Raw genomic sequence first — 18,779 nt, forward strand, 5'->3', positions numbered from 1 at the left:
AGGCGAACGCCCCCGCCCGTCCGTGATACCGTGCTGAACAGGATCAGTCCGTGACCGTGCTTCAACTCGCCCCGCTCAACCGCCTCCGCCAGATCGTGCTTGTGCGCTATATCCTCGCCAGCGTGGGTGCGCTGGCGGTGGACATGGGCACCTTCCTCGCCCTGCTGTCGGCCGGGGTGCCGCCGGTCGCCGCCTCGGCGATGGGGTACGGAATCGGCATCATGGTCCACTGGATCCTGTCGAGCCGGAAAGTTTTTGCCGATCAGGTTGCCGAAAGCGGCATGGCCCGCACGCGGCAGAAGGCCATGTTCGTCGTCTCGGCGCTGATCGGGCTGGGCGTCACCACGCTGATTGTCGGCGGCGCCAGCGCGGCGGGGCTTGATCCGCGCATCGCCAAGCTCTGCGCGATCGTCGTGAGCTTCACGGTCACCTGGCTGTTGCGCAAGCGCGTGGTGTTCCGCTGATGGCAACGCTCTATGCCGGGGGCGACACCGCCCCGTCGCAGCCGACGTCCGTCACCGATCCCGCCAAGGGTCCGCACCTGCGCGTGCTGATCACCTGGGTGTTGCTCGCGGTGACGATGATCCTCATCAATTACCGGCTCATCGCGATGCTGCGCTTCGGCGATCCCGATGATGCGCTGCGCCTGCTGCAGGTACGCGATCTGCTCGCCGGGCAATCATGGTTCGATGTCCACCAGTACCGGATCGCCGCCCCGGAAGGCGTCGCCATGCACTGGTCGCGGCTGGTCGATGTACCGATCGCGGCGATGATCCTGCTGCTGCGTCCGCTGTTGGGAACCGCCGGGGCCGAACTGGTCACGGTGGTCGCTGTCCCGCTGCTCACACTGCTCTGCGCCATGGCGCTGCTCGGCCGTCTTGCCGCGCGCTGGTTCAACGATGAAGTCGTGGCGATGTCGTGCTTGATGATCGGGCTTTCGCCGACCGTCCTGTGCCAGTTCACGCCCATGCGCATCGATCACCATGGCTGGCAGATCGTGCTCGCGCTCGTCGCGCTGAGCGGGCTTCATGCCAAGGACGCCTTGAAGGGCGGTGCCATCATTGGCGCCGCGCTCGCCGCCTTGCTGGCGATCTCGATCGAGGGACTGCCGCTGACGGCACTTTTCCTCGGCGTCTGTGCGCTGCGCGGCCTGCGCGCCCCCGCCGCCCGGTTCGACTGGCTCTGTGCCGCCAGCATGAGCCTTGCCCTTGCGAGCGTGGCCATCTTTCTTGGCACACGCGGCACCTATGATCTGATCACGCATTGCGATGCCATTTCTCCGGTTCACCTGGCCCTGCTCGTCTGGACGGCCGTTGGCGCTGCGGCGCTGCGCTTTGCCACTCCGCGCACGCTGGGTGGCCAATTGGCGGGCCTCGCCGCGATGGGGGCGGGCGCTGCGGCGATCATGTTCGGCGTCGCGCCAGAATGCCGGGGCGGTGCCTTCGTAATGCTCGATCCGCTGGTCAAGCGCTACTGGTACGATTCGGTCGCCGAAGGCATGCCCTTCTGGCACACGAGCGCCCCGATGGCGGCGGCCATTCTGATGGGGCCGCTGGTTGGTCTCTATGGCACGTTCTGCCTCTGGCGCGAAGCCAAGGATGCCCCGGCGCGGCTGCTCTGGCTCGATCACATGCTGCTGCTTGCGGGAGCATGGCTCATTGGCGTGGCGGTGGCGCGCGCCTCGGCAACGGCGCTCGTCTTTGCCGCTGTTCCCTCGGCCGCGCTGATCCTTGGTTGGGTCTACCGCCTGCGCAGCGTAGCGATCCTGCCGCGCCTTGGCGGCTATGCGCTCGTTGTCTCGATGCTGGCGCCGGGCCTTCCCGTGGTTCTGGCCTTGGCGGCGATCCATCCGGCGTCGGCCAATTCGGCCTCAGGCACCAAGGTCCAGTCGTTCGCGGGCATCAAGCTCGGAGCGATCGGGATGTCGAAGTGCCGATACGACCTCGCCGGCGCAGCGCTCAACAAGCTGCCCGCGACCGACATTTTCGCCCCGCTCGATATCGGGCCGGACCTTATCGTGAACTCGCACGACCGCGTGGTGGCGACCGGCCATCACCGCGGCGCTGCCGGTATGCACGACGTGATCGCCGCCTTCATGGCGCCGGAAGCGGAGGCCCATGCAATTGTGCGCAAGCGTCACACTCCGCTGATCGCGGTCTGCCCTGACATCTACGAACCGGCGGTCTACGCGACGCGCGCGCCGAACGGCCTGATGGCGCAGCTGCTGAATGGCAAGACGCCCGCATGGCTCGAGCCGGTGGACATCGCGCCTGGATCACACATCCGCTTCTGGCGCGTTCTGAACTAGGCGGGTTCACGCAAGCTGACCCACACGGGCGCGTGGTCGCTGGCCTTCTCGCGCCCGCGATAGGCCTTGTCGACGCCGGCGCCGACCAGCCGGTCCGCCAGTTCGGGCGAGAGCAGCGCGTGATCGATGCGGAACCCGTGGTCGCGCTGCCAGGCACCGGCCTGATAATCCCAGAACGTCCAGAGCCCACCGCGTGGGTGGTGCAAATCCAATGCGTCGGTCCAGCCGTCGTTGAGCAGGCGGCGATAGGCATCGCGTGATTCGGGCTGCATCAGCGCGTCGCTTGCCATCGCGCGGATGTCCCACACGTCCTTGTCTTCGGGGATTACGTTGTAGTCGCCGATGACCAGCGCCGACACTTCCTCCGCCGCGATCTGGGCCATGCGCGCGTGCAGGCGGTCCATCCAGCGCAGCTTGTAATCGAACTTTGGTCCGGGCTGCGGATTGCCGTTGGGGAGATAGATGCAGGCGACGCGGAGCCCGAAGACATCGGCTTCAAGGTAGCGCGAATGCTCGTCCTCCGGCTCACCGGCAAGACCGCGCTGGACTTCGACCGGCTTGGTGCCGTCGGCCAGAATCGCGACGCCATTGAAGCCCTTCTGCCCGTGCCAGATTGCGTGATAGCCGATCTTCTCGAACTCGGCGGCGGGAAAGTCCGCGTCCTGCGTCTTGATTTCCTGCAGGCATGCGACCGAGGGCCGGGTTTCCTCCAGCCATTCGAGCAACCGGGGCAGCCGCGCCTTGATCCCGTTGATGTTGAACGAAGCGACCTTGATGCTCACACCGAGAAGCTCGCGCCGCAGCCGCAGCCCGATGCCGCCTGCGGGTTGGTGACGCGGAAAGCCGCGCCGCCGAGCGATTCGACATATTCGACCGTTGCGCCCGCGATCAGCTCGAGGCTCATCGCGTCGACCAGCAGGCGCACGCCGTCGGTCTCGGTGACGAGGTCATCGGCCTCAGGCTCGCCCGCCATTTCGAACTTGTACTGAAAGCCCGAACAGCCCCCGCCCTCGACTGCAAGGCGCAGCACGGCGGGGCGGTTCTGCTTGGCAGCAATCGCGGCGATGCGCGCCGCCGCGCTGGGGGCGAGCGTGACACCGGCGCTGAGCGCGGGTTCAGAGAGCGTTGTGGTCATGTCCTCAAGATAGGCCGCCCGGGCGGCCCGCTCAAGTCACACCGTCTGGATATATTCCCGCAGGGCTTCGGCCTCGGCCTCGATCCGGTCGATGCGGAACTTCACGAGGTCGCCGATCGAGACGAAACCGACCATCTTGCCCCGGTCGATCACCGGAAGATGGCGGATGCGCCGCCGCGTCATCAGCGCGAGCGCTTCGAGCGCGCTCTGCTCCGGGCTTACCGAGATGACCGGCGCGGTCATCACATCGCGCACCTTCATCTGCAGCGCCGCCGCGCCGTGGAGCTTGAGCGCGTAGAGCACATCGCGTTCGGAAAAGATCCCGGCGACTTCGTTCCCGGCATCGGTCACCGGCAAGGCTCCGATCCGCCGCGTGGCAAGGGTATCAACGGCGCCTGCCACAAGGTCGTCGGCATGGCAATGCCATACCTCTCCCGAGCGGCCGGCGATCAACAGCGCGATCGACATGGCATCCTCCTGTCCCCCTCTCGGGAGATCCCGCTTGTCCGGCAAGTCGTTCCAATGCTTGCCGATTCGGGATCATGCCACCAAAGGGCAGGCGGGGAAAGCGATTGCCTTGGCAGGCCCCGCGGCGCATGGAAGCAGGCATGACCAATCCCGTCCGCCCCTCCCCGCTCGACGATCCGGATTATGCCGAGTTCGCCTGGGGCCGCTACTTCCGGGTGATGCGCTGGATGGGACTCGTGACCCTTGCTGTCATGGCGGCGGCCGCCTTCTACCTCTACGAAGCGGTCGGGCTGGTCTCGATCCACCTCTACATCGCGGCGATGCTCGGCATCGGCTTCACGATGATGCTGATGGCCGCGCTGATGGGGCTTGTGTTCCTCTCCAGCGGCACCGGGCACGACGAAGCGGTCGATAACGGCCTCGAACAGCACGTCGACGAATGGTGGAAGTAAGAGCTATTCTGGCGGCGTGAGACGGTAGTCTTCGACCGGAACGCCACCGATCACATGTTCCTGGATGATCCGCTCGAGCACTTCGGGTGTGCAGGAGTGGTACCAGACATTGTCCGGATAGACGAGCGCGACCGGCCCTGCGGCGCAGACGCGCAGGCAGCCGACCTTGTTGCGCAGCACACCCTGCGGCCCGCCCAGCTTGAGTTCGCCCAGCCGTTTCTTGAGGAAATTCCACGCCGCGTCGCCCTCTTCGCGCGGGGCGCACTTGTCCTTCTCAGGCCCGGCGCAGAGCAGGATGTGGCGCTGCGGGGTGAAGCCGCCGAGCCCGGCGACCGCCTGCCGTGCGAGCGTGATCTCGTCAGGCTTTACGTGATCAGCCATGGGTCCAGCCTTTCACGCAGCGCCGGGTCGATCGGCTGCGGCCGCTCTCCATCGGTGAAGACGATGGTGACATGCGCGGTCGCCACCGGGCGGCCATCCTGCAGCAGCAATTGCCGGAGGCTCCAGCTGCTGCGCCCGCCGGGCAGCGCGCCGACGCGGCATTCGAGGCCCGCCGGGTAATAGGCCTGCGCAAGGTAGTCTATTGTCACGTTGGCGACCATGAAGCGCGCGCCATCGCTGTTCTTCGGGATCCCCACCGCCGTGATGAAGCGCAGCCGCGCATCCTCGAACACCGCGGCCATCGCCACGTTGTTGATGTGTCCGTTGGGATCGAGATCGGCAAACCGCGTGGTAACGGCATTGCCGAAGGGGTAGCGCGCCGGATCGAGCAGCGCGGGATCAGGTCTCGCCATCGCTGCGGAGCTTGCCGCTCAGCCCTTCTTGCCGACGATGCGGGCGATCTCCGCCGCAACCAGCTTTTCGACCATCGGCGGCAGGTTCTTGTCGAGCCATTCGGCCAGCGCCGGACGCAGCATCTCGCGCACCAGCGATTCGAGCGAGGTTTCACCCGAACGGACGATCTGCGGCGAAGCGCCCGGGGCGGAAAGCATGGCAAGCGCCGCCAGCGAATCGCGCATCGAAGCGGTGGCATCGTCCGCCAGCAGCGGCGAATCCTCGTCCTCGTCCTGCCGGGCAGGCGGGGTGCGATCCTCGTTCAGGATCTGCGCGGCCACTTCGCTGAGATCGAGCACATCGGCCGGAAACGCGGTGGGGCGGCTTTCGCTGCGCGCCGCAGGCCGGGCGGCGGCACGCGGGGCCGGCGCTGCTTCCGCCGCAGCCTCGCGGCGGCCACGCTCACGCGCGGCATCGGCGCGATTGTCCCGCGCGATCACCTTCTTGATCGATTCGAGGATTTCCTCGACCGAAGGTTCAGAAGCCTGACGCATGCTTATCCCCACACAAACACTCAGCCTGTCACCACTCTGGCCGGCCTGCCCTGACCGAATCGGGTGCCCCCGGGCGGCCCTGTACCATCAAGGGACAGGTTGTGCAGGAATTGTTGCAGTTTGCGCCGGGGTGTCAACCGTTCGGGTGGACTTGGGTGCACTTGGCGAATCCAGCGACCAGTCGAACACCCGGCCACGTACCCGGCGGTAGTTCGCTTCGGGATCGTAGAGCGAGGCGGGGTCGAACCCGAGATCGGCGGCCTGCGCCTTGCCCATCGCCGCAAGCAGGTTGAACGCGGCTACGTAGGCATTGCGCCGCGCCGCGACGAGACCGACTTGCGCGCGCAGCAGCTCCTGCTCGGCATCGAGGATGTTGAGAATGGTGCGATTGCCCACTGTGTTCTCCGCGCGCACGCCTTCAAGGCTGAGCGCGGCGGCATCGACCGCGGTCTGATTCAGCGTGATCACGTCGTTCGCCGCGCGCCACTGGGTGAAGGCCGAGCGGACATTGGCGATCACCTGCCGCTCGGTGGAGATCTCCTCCTCCTCGGTCGCGCTCGCGGTGGCCTGGGCCCGGCGTTGCTGCGCAGCAGGGAGGCCGCCCTGGAATATCGGGATCGAGATGCGCGCCCCGGCCTGTGCCGTGGTCTGGCTCTGAACGAAATTGCCGCCGACCGCACCGCCGCCAAGCGAACCGAAGTACGTCGAATACTCGCCCGAGGTGTAGAGGGACACCGTCGGCAGGCGGCCCGCGCCGGCGGCCTTGGCATCATAGCCTGCCGCTTTGGTCCGCTGGCGTGCCGCTTCGAGATCGGGGTTGCTGTCGAGCGCGGTCTGTACCGCTTCCTCTGGCGTGGCGGGCAGGCCGGCGAGCGGCGGCGGCGGTTGCAGATCGGCCGGGACCTGGCCGACGATCTGGATATAGCGCTCGCGGCTGGCGACAAGCGCAGCCTCGGCGCTGCGCAGATCGGCGCGGGCCAGGGCGAGGCGCGAGTTGGACTGCGCGACGTCGGTCCGGGTCACGTCACCGATCTCGAACCGGTCGCTGGTCGCCTTGAGGTTGACCTCGAGCACCGCCACGTTGTTGCGGTTGAGGCCCACGGTTGCTGCATCGCGGATCACGTCCATGTAGGCCGCGACCACTTGGCTGAACACGCCCGCCTCGGTGCCGCGCAGGCTCGCCTGACCCGCTTCCACACGGATCTTGGCGGCGGCCAGCGAATTGCGCACCGCACCGCCCGAATAGATCGGCACGCTGAGCTGGGGATCGACCGTAAGCAGGCGCTTGGGCGCGATGAACGAGTTGGGTCCGACCTTCAGAAACTCGGTGTAGGTCGCCGTGCCGTTCAGACTCGGCAAACCCGGCGCACGCGCGATCGGAACGCCTTCGTCGGTCGCGCGCTGGTTGGCGCGCGCGGCAGCGAGATCGGGGTTGGTGGCATAGGCCGCGGCGAGCGCGCCCTGCAGGTCGTCGGCGTGAACCGGAGTCGCGGCAGCGGCGATGGCGAGCGCCGCCAGTGCCGGGCCGGCCTTCAGCCGACGTATCAGGGGCCACCGGGGCGCGGTGCGGATCATGAGGTTCAGAAGCTCCACTTCGGGCGGGCCGCGAACGCGGCAAGCGGTGCAAAGTCGGCCTCGGTGAGCACGGTCAGCGCGAGCGCGCCAGCCACTTTACGGCCGAGCGCGAGACGCGTCACACCGCGCTCGACCACGCCGGTCACCAGTCGGCCTTCCGCCGAAACCACATCGGCCATCGCGTCGGGCATCTCTTCGATGGCGCCGTCGACCAGCACCAGCGAATGCTCGCCGGCCTTGGCCCAGTCCCCCGTAGCGGCGACGTGCGTAACCTTCGCGACCAGCTTTTCGGCAAGCGCGGCGAGGTATCCGCCCGGGGCGCCGATCACCAGCACGGTGTCATCGCCGGTCGGCTGCGCGGCGGTGAGCAGCTGGCCATAGGTCAGCGCGGGCGAGAGCACTGCCCCGTCGCCCAGCGCCACGGCGCGATCGGCATAGGCCACCGGGCGCCGCGCCTCAGGCACGAAGTCTTCGCGCGGCACAGCGAGGAACGCGGCGAGAATGGCCGGATCGTTGATCCCGCTCACCCGCAACTGACTGTCGATCATCGCGCGGCGCGCAGCCTCGCTGCCGATGTCCGAAACCTTCGCGCGTTCTTCCACTACCGTCATGAAATCCCTCACTTGCGGGGCCGGACTGCATGGCTGGACGAGCCTGTGCAATCCTGACCTTGGGCCGCGCTTCGTCTGCGGCCAAATCAAGCCAAGCCCTTAGAATATCGTCCACGGCGCGCCAAGCGCTTTGCATGACGCTGGTCGATGGCTAAACGGCAGTTCATCGATTGCGCCCGCGCGATGCGGGCCCGGACCAGCAGAAGGAACCGGCGATGCCAGAGATGACAACGATGATGACGACGATCCGCGAGGAAGACCTCATCGAGAGCGTGGCGGATGCGCTGCAATTCATCAGCTACTACCACCCGATGGATTACATCCGCGCGCTGGGTGAGGCCTACAAGGCCGAGCAAGGCCCCGCCGCCAAGGACGCGATCGCCCAGATCCTCACCAACAGCCGCATGTGTGCCGAGGGCCACCGGCCGATCTGCCAGGATACCGGCATCGTCAACGTCTTCGTGAAGTGGGGCCAGAATTGCCGCCTCGAAAGCGACAAAAGCCTGCAGGACGTTGTCGATGAAGGCGTGCGCCGCGCCTATCTCGATCCCGACAACAAGTTGCGCGGCTCGATCCTCGCCGACCCCGCCTTCACCCGCCGCAACACGCGCGACAACACACCGTGCGTGCTGCATGTCGAAATGGTGAAGGGCAACAAGGTCTCGGTCGATGTCGCGGCCAAGGGCGGCGGCAGCGAGAACAAGTCGAAGTTCAAGATGATGAACCCCAGCGATTCGATCGTCGACTGGGTGCTCGAAATGCTGCCGCAGATGGGTGCCGGCTGGTGCCCGCCGGGCATGCTCGGCATCGGCATCGGCGGCACGGCGGAGCACTGCATGCTGCTCGCCAAGCAATCGCTGATGGAGCCGATCGATATGGCGCAGCTGAAGCTGCGCGGGCCCGAGACCGACATTGAGGCGCTCAGGATCGAGATCTTCGACAAGGTCAACGCGCTCGGCATCGGCGCGCAGGGCCTTGGCGGGCTTTCGACGATCCTCGACGTCAAGATCCTCGATGCGCCGTGTCACGCAGCAGGCAAGCCCATCGCGATGATCCCCAATTGCGCCGCCACGCGCCACGCGCACTTCACGCTCGATGGTTCGGGCCCCGCTTTCCTCGAGGCGCCCAAGCTCGACGAATGGCCCGATGTCCACTGGACGCCTGACGCCGCGGCCAAGCGCGTCAACCTTGACACCCTGACCGCCGAGGACGTGCAGAGCTGGAAGCAGGGCGACCGTCTGCTGCTCAACGGCAAGATGCTCACCGGCCGCGATGCCGCGCACAAGCGCATTGCCGACATGCTGGCCAAGGGCGAGGAGCTGCCGGTCGATTTCAAGGGCCGCGTGATCTACTATGTCGGCCCAGTCGATCCGGTGCGCGAGGAAGTCGTCGGTCCCGCCGGCCCCACCACCGCGACGCGCATGGACAAGTTCTCAGACACGATGCTGAACCTTGGCCTGCTCGCCTCGGTCGGCAAGGCGGAGCGCGGGGTGGCGGCGACCGAATCCATCGCGAAGCACAAGTCGGCCTATCTCATGGCGGTCGGCGGTGCGGCCTATCTCGTCAGCCGCGCGATCAAGCAGTCCAAGGTGGTGGGCTTTGCCGATCTTGGCATGGAAGCGATCTATGAATTCACCGTGGAGGATATGCCGGTGACGGTTGCGGTCGATTCGACCGGGCAAAACGTTCACCAGCTAGCCCCGCTCGTTTGGAAGAAGAAGATCGCGGACGAGGGGTTGCTGCCGGCGTGATAGCCGGTGCCGCCTCGAAACGGGCCCTTTCGCGCGTTTCGTAAGCAATCGACCAACCGCCAACCGGGTTCGACCACCCGGCTGGCGTTGGCCGGGCAGTTGGGCGTAGAAGCGACCGAATGGCCACAGTTCCCGCCGATATTGCCGCTGACAGACCGCACGTGCCCGGGCGCGCCGTGTTTCTGTCTGCGGCGGCGTTGTGGCTCACCTATTTCCTGCTGATCACCTTGCGCGGGATCGTGGTCGATCTTGGCGAGTTCAACGAGCTGCTTTGGCGCCGCGCGGTCGTCACGCTGGCGGGTATCGCCGTTACGCTGCTGGCCTGGCCGGTGCTGCGCCGGTTCGACGGGCGCAGCAATGGGGTGCGGATCGGCGCAGCGCTCATCATCATGCTCCCCGCCGCGCTTGCGCTCGCCGCCATCAACCAGCAGTGCTTTGCGCCGGTCGAGAAGAAGCTGATTGAACGCGAGGCACGCGCGGCGCAGGCGCAGGCCGAAGCGGCGGCGCGGGCGATCCGCGCCGGGCAGGGCGCCGCGCCGGCGACGGTGCCGACGGACGTGCCGCTGCCATCGGTGCGGGTCCGCCATGATGTTTCGGGCAATGTGCTGATCGACGTTGCGGATCCCCCGCAGGCGCTGCCGCCACCGGCACCGCCTGCACCGCCCGCTCCTCCGGCCCCGCCCGCCCCGCCGCGTACGGTCAAGGTGCTGAGCGCGCCGCCTCCGGAGGCGGTCGACGAGCCGTCGGCCGGAGACGACGGCGACGAGGAAGCTGTCGTCACTGCGCCCGGCGGCGTTGCGATCATCAAGCATGGCGATGGCTCGGCGGAAGTGCGGGTCGGCGGACGGCGGATCACCACCGATGCCGAACATGCAGATGAAATGGCCGATGAACTGGCTGAAGCGCAGCGCGAAGTTGCCGAGGCACAGCGCGAGATGGAGCGCGCGCGGAGCGAGGCGCAGCTCTCGGCCGCGCAGGCGCGCCTCGCGGGCATCGATGCGGTGCGCTGGAACGTGCTGCGCGGCCTTGCGGACGCGGGGCTCATTTCGGAAAGGGACGTGCCGCCCGCACCCGCCGGTCCGGTCGGAGAAGCGGTGAAGGAAGTGCGCGCGCGCGGCGCGAAGGAGCACAAGGCCGCCGCCAGCAAGCCGCGGTCCGCGGTCCGCCGCGCGGCGGCGCAACCGGCGGCAAAGCCGGCTCCCGTGACGGTGCCATCCCCCGCGCCATCGCCGGCGTCCACGGTCAGCGCTGCGCCTGCCGCGGAGCCGGCTCCCGCCGCGACGGACAGCGACAGCCAGCTGCACAGCGCGATCATCAGCAAGATGATCGAGGACGAAGGGCTGTGGAAACAGCTCACCGATGTCGCGCTCGGCCGCTATTTCCTGCTGATTGCCTGGGCCGGACTCTACATCGCGCTCGGCAATGCCGAGATGGCGCGCGCCTCCGAACGGCGTGAAGGCGAATACAAGCGCGCGGCCAAGGCAGCGGAGCTGCGGTCCCTGCGCTATCAGGTGAATCCGCACTTCCTCTTCAACACGCTGAATTCGCTCTCCGCGCTCGTCATGGTCGGCCGCACCGAGCAGGCGGAGAAGATGATCCAGACGATCTCAAGCTTCTACCGCCACAGCCTTGCCGGCGATCCCACCGCGGACGTGCCGCTGGCGGACGAGATCGCGCTGCAGCGCCATTATCTGGAAATCGAGGCAGTGCGGTTTCCCGAGCGGCTGGTCTGCGAGTTCGATGTGCCGCAAGGGCTCGAGAACGCCTGTGTGCCGGGCATGATCCTGCAGCCGCTGGTCGAGAACTCGATCAAGTACGGCGTCTCGGCGAGCACCCGCCCCGTCACGATCCGCATCGCTGCGCAGGAAGCGGGCGGCAAACTCGTGCTGACGGTGGCGGACGATGGCCCGGGCAAGGCGGGGCAGAACGGCGGCACCGGGATCGGACTGGAGAACGTGCGCAACCGGCTCGCCGCGCGCTTCGGCGATGAGGCGCGGGTGGAAAGCGCGGCCTTGCCGGCGGGCGGCTATGCCACGGTGCTGACAATCCCGCTGGTGCGCTCGGGCTGCGAATAGAAGGGGGGCAAATGTCTACGCTGCCAATGAAGACCCTGATCGTCGATGATGAACCGCTGGCCGTGGAGCGCATGCAGATCCTGTGCGCGCGCATCCCGGCGCTGCACGTGGTCGGCACTGCCAGCGACGGCGCGGCGGCGCTGCGGTTGTGCGAGGCCCTCTCGCCCGAACTCGTGCTGCTCGACATGACAATGCCCGAGGTCGACGGCCTTGGCGTGGCCCGCGGCGTTGCGCGCCTGTCGCCGCGCCCTGCTGTGATCTTCGTGACCGCGCACGATCACTTCGCGGTCGAGGCGTTCGACTGTGACGCGGTGGACTATGTCCTCAAGCCCGTCGCGCAGGACCGCCTCGAACGCGCCGTGGACCGGGCGCTGGCGCGGCGCGATTCCGCCCAGCCGGCTGAAACGGCAGCTCCGGCCGAAAGCCCGTGGATCGAGGAGTTCTGGGTCCCCCACCGCAGCGAACTGATCCGCATCGCCGCAGGCGATATCGACCGCATCGATGCCGAGCGGGATTATGTGCGGCTGCACGTCGGAACCCGCAGCTATCTCCTGCTCCACACCATCCAGCGGCTGGAAGACCGGCTCGATCCCGAGCGTTTCATCCGCCTGCATCGCTCGACCATCGTGCGCCGCGACCGGATCGCGGGGCTGAAGCATGATGGCCTCGGCGTGTGGTCGGCGCAGCTGGTGGATGGGGAGTTGCTGCGGATCGGTCGGACCTATCTGGCGAAGGCCAAGGCGATGGCGGGGAGGTAGGGTGTTACCCTTTCCGGTAGACGCCCGAGAACGTCACATTCGCCCCGCCGCAGTGGTCCCCGTCATCTTTGACGATCAGATAGGGTCCAAGCAGGCGGAACTGTGCCTGGCACGCGTAGTCGTCTTCGGAATTGAACGGGAAGGCGAGTCGCCAGTCTAGTTGTTCAGTGCCATTATCGAGCACGCCGCCCCAAGCGCCGCTGGGCACGAAGTTGCCATCAAGCTCGCCATCGTGGACCGCGCCATTCCGGACGCGCACGGGATCGGTTGATCCCCAAAAGGCAAAGCCTTTCACGCGTAGCCTGCCTGTTTTGCCGATGGCCTCGATATCGATATGCCCTTCAATGTTGCGGGTCCAACCGCCAATCCAGCCTGAAAGCGGAGGCATTTGGGGCTCAGTCACGGTCTCCAGCGATGCCGTCTCGATGGCGCCGACACTGTGCTGTCCTTTCGTCGTGACAAATTCCACTTCGGTGAACGCACCTCGGTTCGACCACGCCAGAAGGAGATCACCAGGAAGCACATAGCCCTTCCCGCGGCATCTGGCGGTCAAGGCCGGACACCCGGCGGTTTCCTTTGTTCGGTAGAAGAAGCGCTTCTCGCCTTGCTTGATCCTTACAAGACGAGCGTCAGCCAAGCCGCCGTCCTGATCTGTTTCTTTGGAGACCGAGGAAGTGCCCAGAGATGCCAACGCGAGAGCAAACAGCATCGTTCCAATACGCGTTCCCATGACCCCTCCAACTTACGCCCGCGGCGCAATCCGCCGGTAACTCAGCGCTTCGGCCACATGCACGCGCCCGATCGTCTCCGCCCCCGCCAGATCGGCAATCGTGCGCGCCACGCGCAACATGCGGGTGTAGCCGCGCGCGGATAGCCGCATCGCTTCGGCTGCTTGCGCGAGCAGTTTGCGCCCCGGCTCGTCCGGTGTGGCGTACTGTTCGAGGAGATCGCCTTCGAGTTCGGCATTGGTGCGCCGTCCGCTGCCGTCGAGCCGCGCGGTCTGCACCCGCCGTGCCGCCGCCACACGCGCGGCTACCGCGTCGGAGCCTTCCGCAGGCGGCGGCAGTGCAAGGTCTGCGGCGGAGACGGGATCAACTTCGACATGGAGGTCGATCCGGTCGAGCAGCGGGCCCGATACCTTGGATTGGTAATCCCCCGCACAACGCGGCGCGCGGCTGCAGCCTAGCGCGGGATCGCCAAGATGGCCGCAGCGGCACGGGTTCATGGCCGCGATCAGCTGCACCCGTGCCGGGAAGGTGACGTGCGCATTGGCGCGCGCGACGGTGACTTCGCCCGTCTCCAGCGGCTGTCGCAGCGAATCGAGCACGGCGCGTTGGAATTCGGGCAGTTCATCGAGGAAGAGCACGCCGAGGTGCGCGAGGCTCACTTCGCCCGGCCGCACGCGCAATCCGCCGCCGGTCAGCGCCGCCATCGAGGCGGAATGGTGCGGGCTGCGGAAGGGCCGTGCGCGGCTGATGCGACCTTCTTCCAGCAGCCCGGCCACCGATGCGACGAGCGAGGTTTCAAGAGCTTCGGCGGGCGTGAGTTCGGGCAGGATGCCGGGGAGGCACGAAGCCATCAGCGACTTGCCCGCACCTGGCGGCCCTATCATGAGCAGATTGTGCCCGCCCGCCGCTGCGATTTCGAGGGCACGCTTGGCGGTTTCCTGTCCCTTGACCTGCTTGAGGTCGGCGCGGCGAGGCGGCTGCTCCACTTCCCCCGGTTCCGGCACTGGCAGCCGCAGCGCGCCCTTGAGGTGGTTGAGCAGACTGATGAGATCGGGCGCGGCGACGATTTCCACACCGCTCGCCCAGCGCGCTTCGGCGCCTTGCGCGGCGGGGCAGATCAACCCCTTCTCGATGCCGCTGGCATGAAGCGCCGCCAGCAGCACGCCGGGGCTGGCAATAACGCGCCCATCGAGCGCGAGTTCGCCCACGGCGACATACTCGGCGATGCTTTCCAGATCGACCACGCCCATCGCCGCCAGCAGCGCCAGCGCAATCGGCAGATCGTAATGCGAGCCTTCCTTGGGCAAGTCGGCGGGCGAAAGGTTTACCGTGATCCGCTTGGGCGGCAGCGCCAGTCCCAGCGCGGCGAGCGCGGAATGCACCCGTTCGCGGCTTTCCCCCACGGCCTTGTCCGGCAGGCCGACGACGCGGAAAGCCGGCAGGCCCGGTGCAATCTGGCACTGCACTTCGACACTGCGCGCTTCCAGCCCGAGATAGGCAACCGTTGATACCAGCGCGACCATGTGAACTCCCCAGCCAGCACGGCAACCTAGGGGCATGTACGGATGGCGGATAGGGGCAGGCTGCCGGTCACGCCAATTTCGAGGCAAATTGCATTAAACACGATTTACCGCGTTTTGCTGGAAAAATGGCAAGCAAGTGTGGAGGATAAAGGCGCCATGGTTCGAATCGCCTGCGCCCTCCTGCTTGGCATTGCTTGCACGGCCCCTGTCGCCGTGCAGGACGTCGCCGCGCAGGAAGTGGCGACGCGCACCTGGGTCGATTCGCACGGAACACGGTGGACCGAGGTGACCACCACCAAGACCATGGTCGAAGAACCGCTCAACCAGCGGATCGCCAAGGCGATTGCCGGACTGCCCCGCTTTGGTCCGTTTGCCGTTATCGATTCCTCGCACGCCGCCCTGGTTGGTGAGGTCGACAGCGCGTCCCCCGGGCAGTTCAAGGAGATGCTGAAGGCGCATCCCGGCATCCGCGTGCTGGAACTGGTCGATTGCCCCGGCACCGTGGATGATGGCGCCAATCTGGTGCTTGGCCGGATGATCCGCCGCCACGGCGTTGCGACCGATGTGCCGTCGGGCGGCTCGGTGCGTTCGGGCGGGGTCGAAATCTTCCTCGCCGGCGTCAGTCGCAGCGCCGCGCCCGATGCCGAATTCGGCGTCCATTCGTGGAAGGACGAAAGCGGCCACCAGCCCGGCGATTTCCCGCCCGATGCCCCGGCCAACAAGGTCTACCTCGATTATTACCGCGAAATGGGTCTCACGGACGAAAATGCCGAAGACCTCTACGCGCTGACCAATTCGGTGCCCAACGAGGAAATGCTCTGGCTGCGCACCAAGGATATCAAGCCCTACGTACCGATGCAGTGAGCGAAACGGGAGGCGGCGGACGAGAGTCGCGCCTCCCCCTTCAACCCTTCGTCATCCCCGCGAAGGCGAGCATTTCACGCATCGCCCTCAGTGCGCAGCGCCCCAGCTCGGCCCTGTCCCGATCTCCACGCCCAGCGGCACGGTTAGCCTGATCGCCGGTTCCGCCGCGCCTGCCATCACCGCCTCGATCACCGGCTTTGCCGCCGCCACGTCTGCCTCGGGCAGCTCGAACACCAGTTCGTCATGGACTTGCAGCAGCATCCGTACGCGGCCCAGTCCCGCCGCAGCCAGCGCCGGGTTCATCCGCGCCATCGCACGCTTGATGATATCCGCGCTGGTGCCCTGGATCGGCGCGTTGATTGCGGCGCGTTCGCTGCCCTGCCGCTCGGCCTGGTTCTTGGAATTGATCCGGGGGAACCATGTCTTGCGGCCGAACAGCGTCTCCGAATAGCCCAGCGTGCGCACGCTCTCCAAAGTCTCGTGGATATAGCGCTGGATGCCGGGGAAGCGCTCGAAATACCGGTCGATCATCGCCTGCGCTTCGTCCGCCGTCACGCCGAGGCGCCCGGCAAGGCCCCAGCGGCTGATGCCGTAGAGGATCGCGAAGTTGATCGTCTTGGCCCGCCCGCGTGTGTCGCGGTCCACCGTGCCGAACAATTCCTGCGCGGTGCGTGAGTGGATGTCCTCGCCGGCCGCAAAGGCTTCCTTGAGCGCCGGCACGTCGGCCATATGCGCGGCCAGCCGCAATTCGATCTGGCTGTAGTCCGCCGCGAGCAACACGTTGCCGGGCTCCGCCACGAAGGCCTCGCGGATCTGGCGGCCGATCTCGGTGCGGATCGGGATGTTCTGCAGGTTGGGATCGTTGGAGGAAAGCCGCCCCGTCTGCGCGCCGACCAGGCTGTAACTGGTGTGGACGCGGCCCGTCGCAGGATTGATCGCAGCCTGCAGCGCATCGGTATAAGTCGACTTGAGCTTCGAGAGCTGGCGCCATTCGAGCACAAGCGTGGCGACTTCAGCGCCCTGCGCGGCAAGGCCTTCCAGCACCGACTGGTCGGTCGAGTACTGCCCGGTCTTGCCCTTTTTGCCGCCCTTGTAGCCCAGCTTGTCGAACAGGATTTCGCCGAGCTGCTTGGGGCTGCCGATGGTGAAGGGCTGGCCGGCCTTCTCGTGGATTACGGTTTCAAGGCCCGCGATCGTCTCGGCAAACTGCGACGAAAGCCCCGCCAGCCGCTCGCGGTCGACGCGGATGCCATGCCGCTCCATGCTCGCCACCACCGGCACCAGCGGCCGATCGACGCGCTCGTAGATGCGCGTGCCGCCCTCTTCGGCAAGACGCGGGGCCAGCAGGCGGTGCAGCCGCCACGTCACCTCCGCGTCCTCCGCCGCATAGCGCGTCGCATCGGGGAGCGGCACTTCTGCAAACGAGATCGCCTTCTTGCCGGTGCCGCACAGGTCCTTGAAGGCAATCGTGGTGTGGCCGAGCAGGCGTTCTGCCAGCTCGTCCATGCCGTGCCCGCCGACGCCCGCCTCGCTGCGCCCGGCATCGAGGCAGAAGCTCATCACCATGGTATCGTCGATCGGCGAGGCCATGATCCCGTAGCGGGCGAGCACATTGATATCGTATTTGATGTTCTGCCCGATCTTGAGCACGGCATCGCTTTCGAGCAGCGGCTTCAGCAGCGCGAGGGCTTCCTCGCGGGGGGCCTGCACCGGCGCTTCGGCAAACATGTCGCTCCCGCGGTGGCCGAGCGGGATGTAGCAGGCATCGCCCGGCCCGAGCGCGAGGCTGACGCCGACAAGGTCCGCCTGCATCGCATCGAGCGCGCTGGTTTCGGTATCGACCGCCACCACGCGAACGGCCTGCGCGCGCTGCACCCACGCCGCGATTGCGTCCAGCGTCTGCAGGCATTGATAGCCGGCGGTGTCGATCGCGGGCCATTCCGGCAGGCTCTGGCGCGTCTCTGCCGCACCGCTCGGCGTGGCGGGCGCGCCGGGTGTCGCAGGCGTCTCCGCAGGCGCGGTGCCCAGTTTGCGCAGCAGACTGGTGAAGCCATGCTCGCCCAGGAACGCGGCGAGCGGCTCGGGCGGGATCGCGGTCAGCTCGAAAGATTCGAGCGGCAGCGGCAGCGGGCAATCCTCCTTGAGCTGGACGAGCTGCCGCGAAAGGCGCGCCATCTCGGCCTGTTCGATCAGGCTGTCGCGCAGCTTGCCCGGCTTCATGGCGGGCGCAGCGGCCAGCGCACCTTCGAGCGTGCCGTGTTCCTGGATCAGCTTGGTCGCGGTCTTGGGCCCGATGCCGCGGATGCCGGGCACGTTGTCCACCGCATCGCCCATCAGCGCCAGCACATCGCCGACCCGCTCGGGCTCGACGCCGAACTTCTCCATCACTTCGGGGATGTCGATGCGCTGGTTCTTCATCGTATCGAGCATGTCGACATAGCCGCCGGCCTCGGTCTTGCGGCCGACGAGTTGCATCAGGTCCTTGTCGGACGAGACGATGGTCACGTTCCAGCCCTGCAAGGCGGCCGCGCGCGCATAGGAGGCAATGAGATCGTCCGCCTCCAGACCCTCTTCCTCGATGCAGGCGAGGCTGAACGCGCGTGTCGCATCGCGGATCAGCGGGAACTGCGGAACGAGGTCTTCGGGCGGCGGCGGGCGGTTCGCCTTGTACTGGTCGTAAAGATCGTTGCGGAAGGTGATCGAGCCCTTGTCGAGGATCACCGCAAGGTGCGTCGGCCCATCGGCCTTGTGCAGGTCTTCGGCCAGCTTCCACAGCATCGTCGTATAGCCATAGACGGCGCCCACCGGCACGCCCGCCGGGTTGGTCAGCGGTGGCAGGCGGTGGTAGGCACGGAAGATATAGGCCGAACCATCGATCAGATAGAGATGACGTTGGGCCGCATGGGGCGGCGAAGCGGGCTGCGCTGTGGTGTCCATGCACGGTGTGGTAGCGCCTCGCCCCCGCCAGCGAAAGCGCCCGATGTTGCGGCGCTGCAGCAATCGGGGGGCGATTCATCATGCGCCAACCGTCGCTTTCGGCCTATGACAATCTTACAAAAAATGTTTCTAATCAGAAACATAACCGCTCTGTGACGGGTTTGCTGCTCCTAAGACTTGCAAGCAGGTGAATTGCCGATTAATTGGGGCGAGAAGTCTACCGCCAGAGTAGGCTTTGCGGCGGGCTGCGGGCCCGGCGCGGTCCA

17 protein-coding genes and 1 pseudogene are annotated in these 18,779 nt (G+C 66.7%); 7 read left to right on the plus strand and 11 right to left on the minus strand.

From position 1 onward, the window contains the following. The first annotated feature begins 50 nt into the window (after positions 1-50). The gene (locus Q0082_RS02670) at positions 51-464 is read left to right on the plus strand and encodes a GtrA family protein (RefSeq protein WP_298189598.1); all 414 of its coding nucleotides are present in this window, start codon (positions 51-53) and stop codon (positions 462-464) included. After that, positions 464-2,308 (plus strand): hypothetical protein, encoded by a 1,845-nt coding sequence (locus Q0082_RS02675; RefSeq protein WP_298189600.1) that lies wholly within the window; start codon positions 464-466, stop codon positions 2,306-2,308. The genes Q0082_RS02670 and Q0082_RS02675 overlap by 1 nt, the downstream gene beginning before the upstream one ends. On the opposite strand, the gene xth is transcribed toward Q0082_RS02675, so the two are convergent. From xth to Q0082_RS02690, 3 genes are read right to left on the minus strand one after another with little or no spacing between them, the layout of a single operon-like run. Continuing rightward, positions 2,305-3,084: an exodeoxyribonuclease III gene (gene xth / locus Q0082_RS02680; RefSeq protein ID WP_298189630.1), complete on the minus strand. Its 780-nt coding sequence runs from the start codon at positions 3,082-3,084 to the stop codon at positions 2,305-2,307. The two genes, Q0082_RS02675 and xth, sit on opposite strands and share 4 nt — an antisense overlap. Before the next feature lie 2 nt (positions 3,085-3,086). Beyond that, positions 3,087-3,443 (minus strand): iron-sulfur cluster assembly accessory protein, encoded by a 357-nt coding sequence (locus tag Q0082_RS02685; RefSeq protein WP_298189602.1) that lies wholly within the window; start codon positions 3,441-3,443, stop codon positions 3,087-3,089. Positions 3,444-3,479: 36 nt separating this feature from the next. Beyond that, entirely contained in the window at positions 3,480-3,911 is a 432-nt protein-coding gene (locus Q0082_RS02690; RefSeq protein WP_298189604.1) for a CBS domain-containing protein, read from the minus strand. Positions 3,912-4,051: 140 nt separating this feature from the next. On the opposite strand from Q0082_RS02690, the gene Q0082_RS02695 reads away from it, so the two are divergent. Then, a complete protein-coding gene (locus Q0082_RS02695) occupies positions 4,052-4,363 on the plus strand; it encodes a hypothetical protein (protein WP_298189606.1) in 312 nt (103 codons plus the stop codon). 3 nt (positions 4,364-4,366) lie between these two features. Here the strand turns inward: Q0082_RS02695 and Q0082_RS02700 are convergent, their stop codons facing one another. The 5 genes from Q0082_RS02700 to Q0082_RS02720 form a co-directional block, all read right to left on the minus strand. Then, positions 4,367-4,744: a (2Fe-2S) ferredoxin domain-containing protein gene (locus Q0082_RS02700; RefSeq protein ID WP_298189607.1), complete on the minus strand. Its 378-nt coding sequence runs from the start codon at positions 4,742-4,744 to the stop codon at positions 4,367-4,369. Further along, positions 4,729-5,157 carry a thioesterase family protein gene (locus Q0082_RS02705; protein WP_298189610.1) on the minus strand — a complete coding sequence of 143 codons (429 nt, stop codon included), beginning with the start codon at positions 5,155-5,157 and terminating at the stop codon, positions 4,729-4,731. The genes Q0082_RS02700 and Q0082_RS02705 overlap by 16 nt, the downstream gene beginning before the upstream one ends. Positions 5,158-5,175: 18 nt before the next feature. Next, positions 5,176-5,691 (minus strand): DUF2497 domain-containing protein, encoded by a 516-nt coding sequence (locus tag Q0082_RS02710; protein WP_298189612.1) that lies wholly within the window; start codon positions 5,689-5,691, stop codon positions 5,176-5,178. Between the two features lie 87 nt (positions 5,692-5,778). After that, a complete protein-coding gene (locus tag Q0082_RS02715; protein WP_298189632.1) occupies positions 5,779-7,266 on the minus strand; it encodes a TolC family outer membrane protein in 1,488 nt (495 codons plus the stop codon). A 5-nt stretch (positions 7,267-7,271) separates the two neighbouring features. After that, entirely contained in the window at positions 7,272-7,877 is a 606-nt protein-coding gene (locus tag Q0082_RS02720) for a protein-L-isoaspartate O-methyltransferase (protein WP_298189614.1), read from the minus strand. A gap of 236 nt (positions 7,878-8,113) precedes the next feature. Here Q0082_RS02720 and Q0082_RS02725 point away from each other — a divergent pair, with 236 nt between their 5' ends. The 3 genes and pseudogenes from Q0082_RS02725 (at position 8,114) to Q0082_RS02735 (ending at position 12,461) form a co-directional block, all read left to right on the plus strand. Further along, positions 8,114-9,628, plus strand: a complete 1,515-nt coding sequence (locus Q0082_RS02725) for a fumarate hydratase (RefSeq protein ID WP_298189634.1) — start codon at positions 8,114-8,116, stop codon at positions 9,626-9,628. A 1,343-nt stretch (positions 9,629-10,971) separates the two neighbouring features. Beyond that, positions 10,972-11,703 (plus strand): annotated as a pseudogene (locus Q0082_RS02730) (histidine kinase); the annotation flags it as partial. Between the two features lie 11 nt (positions 11,704-11,714). Continuing rightward, positions 11,715-12,461 (plus strand): LytTR family DNA-binding domain-containing protein, encoded by a 747-nt coding sequence (locus tag Q0082_RS02735; RefSeq protein WP_298189616.1) that lies wholly within the window; start codon positions 11,715-11,717, stop codon positions 12,459-12,461. 4 nt (positions 12,462-12,465) lie between these two features. Here Q0082_RS02735 and Q0082_RS02740 read toward each other — a convergent pair whose 3' ends face one another. Beyond that, positions 12,466-13,191 carry a hypothetical protein gene (locus tag Q0082_RS02740; protein ID WP_298189618.1) on the minus strand — a complete coding sequence of 242 codons (726 nt, stop codon included), beginning with the start codon at positions 13,189-13,191 and terminating at the stop codon, positions 12,466-12,468. Positions 13,192-13,203: 12 nt separating this feature from the next. After that, the gene (locus Q0082_RS02745) at positions 13,204-14,712 is read right to left on the minus strand and encodes a YifB family Mg chelatase-like AAA ATPase (protein WP_298189620.1); all 1,509 of its coding nucleotides are present in this window, start codon (positions 14,710-14,712) and stop codon (positions 13,204-13,206) included. A 156-nt stretch (positions 14,713-14,868) separates the two neighbouring features. Here Q0082_RS02745 and Q0082_RS02750 point away from each other — a divergent pair, with 156 nt between their 5' ends. Beyond that, positions 14,869-15,576, plus strand: a complete 708-nt coding sequence (locus Q0082_RS02750) for a hypothetical protein (protein ID WP_298189622.1) — start codon at positions 14,869-14,871, stop codon at positions 15,574-15,576. An 87-nt stretch (positions 15,577-15,663) separates the two neighbouring features. Here the strand turns inward: Q0082_RS02750 and polA are convergent, their stop codons facing one another. Beyond that, positions 15,664-18,513 carry a DNA polymerase I gene (gene polA, locus Q0082_RS02755; RefSeq protein ID WP_298189624.1) on the minus strand — a complete coding sequence of 950 codons (2,850 nt, stop codon included), beginning with the start codon at positions 18,511-18,513 and terminating at the stop codon, positions 15,664-15,666. Positions 18,514-18,779 lie beyond the last annotated feature (266 nt).

It is taken from the genome of Novosphingobium sp. (genome assembly GCF_027489515.1).
In the GTDB taxonomy this organism is placed as follows: domain Bacteria; phylum Pseudomonadota; class Alphaproteobacteria; order Sphingomonadales; family Sphingomonadaceae; genus Novosphingobium.

What these genes read in the sequence shown, in the direction of transcription:
- Q0082_RS02675 (WP_298189600.1), top strand. Translation starts at nt 464, where the DNA reads ATGGCAACGCTCTATGCCGGGGGCGACACCGCCCCGTCGCAGCCGACG.
- Q0082_RS02685 (WP_298189602.1), bottom strand. Translation starts at nt 3,443, where the DNA reads ATGACCACAACGCTCTCTGAACCCGCGCTCAGCGCCGGTGTCACGCTC.
- Q0082_RS02690 (WP_298189604.1), bottom strand. Translation starts at nt 3,911, where the DNA reads ATGTCGATCGCGCTGTTGATCGCCGGCCGCTCGGGAGAGGTATGGCAT.
- Q0082_RS02695 (WP_298189606.1), top strand. Translation starts at nt 4,052, where the DNA reads ATGACCAATCCCGTCCGCCCCTCCCCGCTCGACGATCCGGATTATGCC.
- Q0082_RS02700 (WP_298189607.1), bottom strand. Translation starts at nt 4,744, where the DNA reads ATGGCTGATCACGTAAAGCCTGACGAGATCACGCTCGCACGGCAGGCG.
- Q0082_RS02705 (WP_298189610.1), bottom strand. Translation starts at nt 5,157, where the DNA reads ATGGCGAGACCTGATCCCGCGCTGCTCGATCCGGCGCGCTACCCCTTC.
- Q0082_RS02710 (WP_298189612.1), bottom strand. Translation starts at nt 5,691, where the DNA reads ATGCGTCAGGCTTCTGAACCTTCGGTCGAGGAAATCCTCGAATCGATC.
- Q0082_RS02715 (WP_298189632.1), bottom strand. Translation starts at nt 7,266, where the DNA reads ATGATCCGCACCGCGCCCCGGTGGCCCCTGATACGTCGGCTGAAGGCC.
- Q0082_RS02720 (WP_298189614.1), bottom strand. Translation starts at nt 7,877, where the DNA reads ATGACGGTAGTGGAAGAACGCGCGAAGGTTTCGGACATCGGCAGCGAG.
- Q0082_RS02725 (WP_298189634.1), top strand. Translation starts at nt 8,114, where the DNA reads ATGACGACGATCCGCGAGGAAGACCTCATCGAGAGCGTGGCGGATGCG.
- Q0082_RS02735 (WP_298189616.1), top strand. Translation starts at nt 11,715, where the DNA reads ATGTCTACGCTGCCAATGAAGACCCTGATCGTCGATGATGAACCGCTG.
- Q0082_RS02740 (WP_298189618.1), bottom strand. Translation starts at nt 13,191, where the DNA reads ATGGGAACGCGTATTGGAACGATGCTGTTTGCTCTCGCGTTGGCATCT.
- Q0082_RS02745 (WP_298189620.1), bottom strand. Translation starts at nt 14,712, where the DNA reads ATGGTCGCGCTGGTATCAACGGTTGCCTATCTCGGGCTGGAAGCGCGC.
- Q0082_RS02750 (WP_298189622.1), top strand. Translation starts at nt 14,869, where the DNA reads ATGGTTCGAATCGCCTGCGCCCTCCTGCTTGGCATTGCTTGCACGGCC.
- polA (WP_298189624.1), bottom strand. Translation starts at nt 18,513, where the DNA reads ATGGACACCACAGCGCAGCCCGCTTCGCCGCCCCATGCGGCCCAACGT.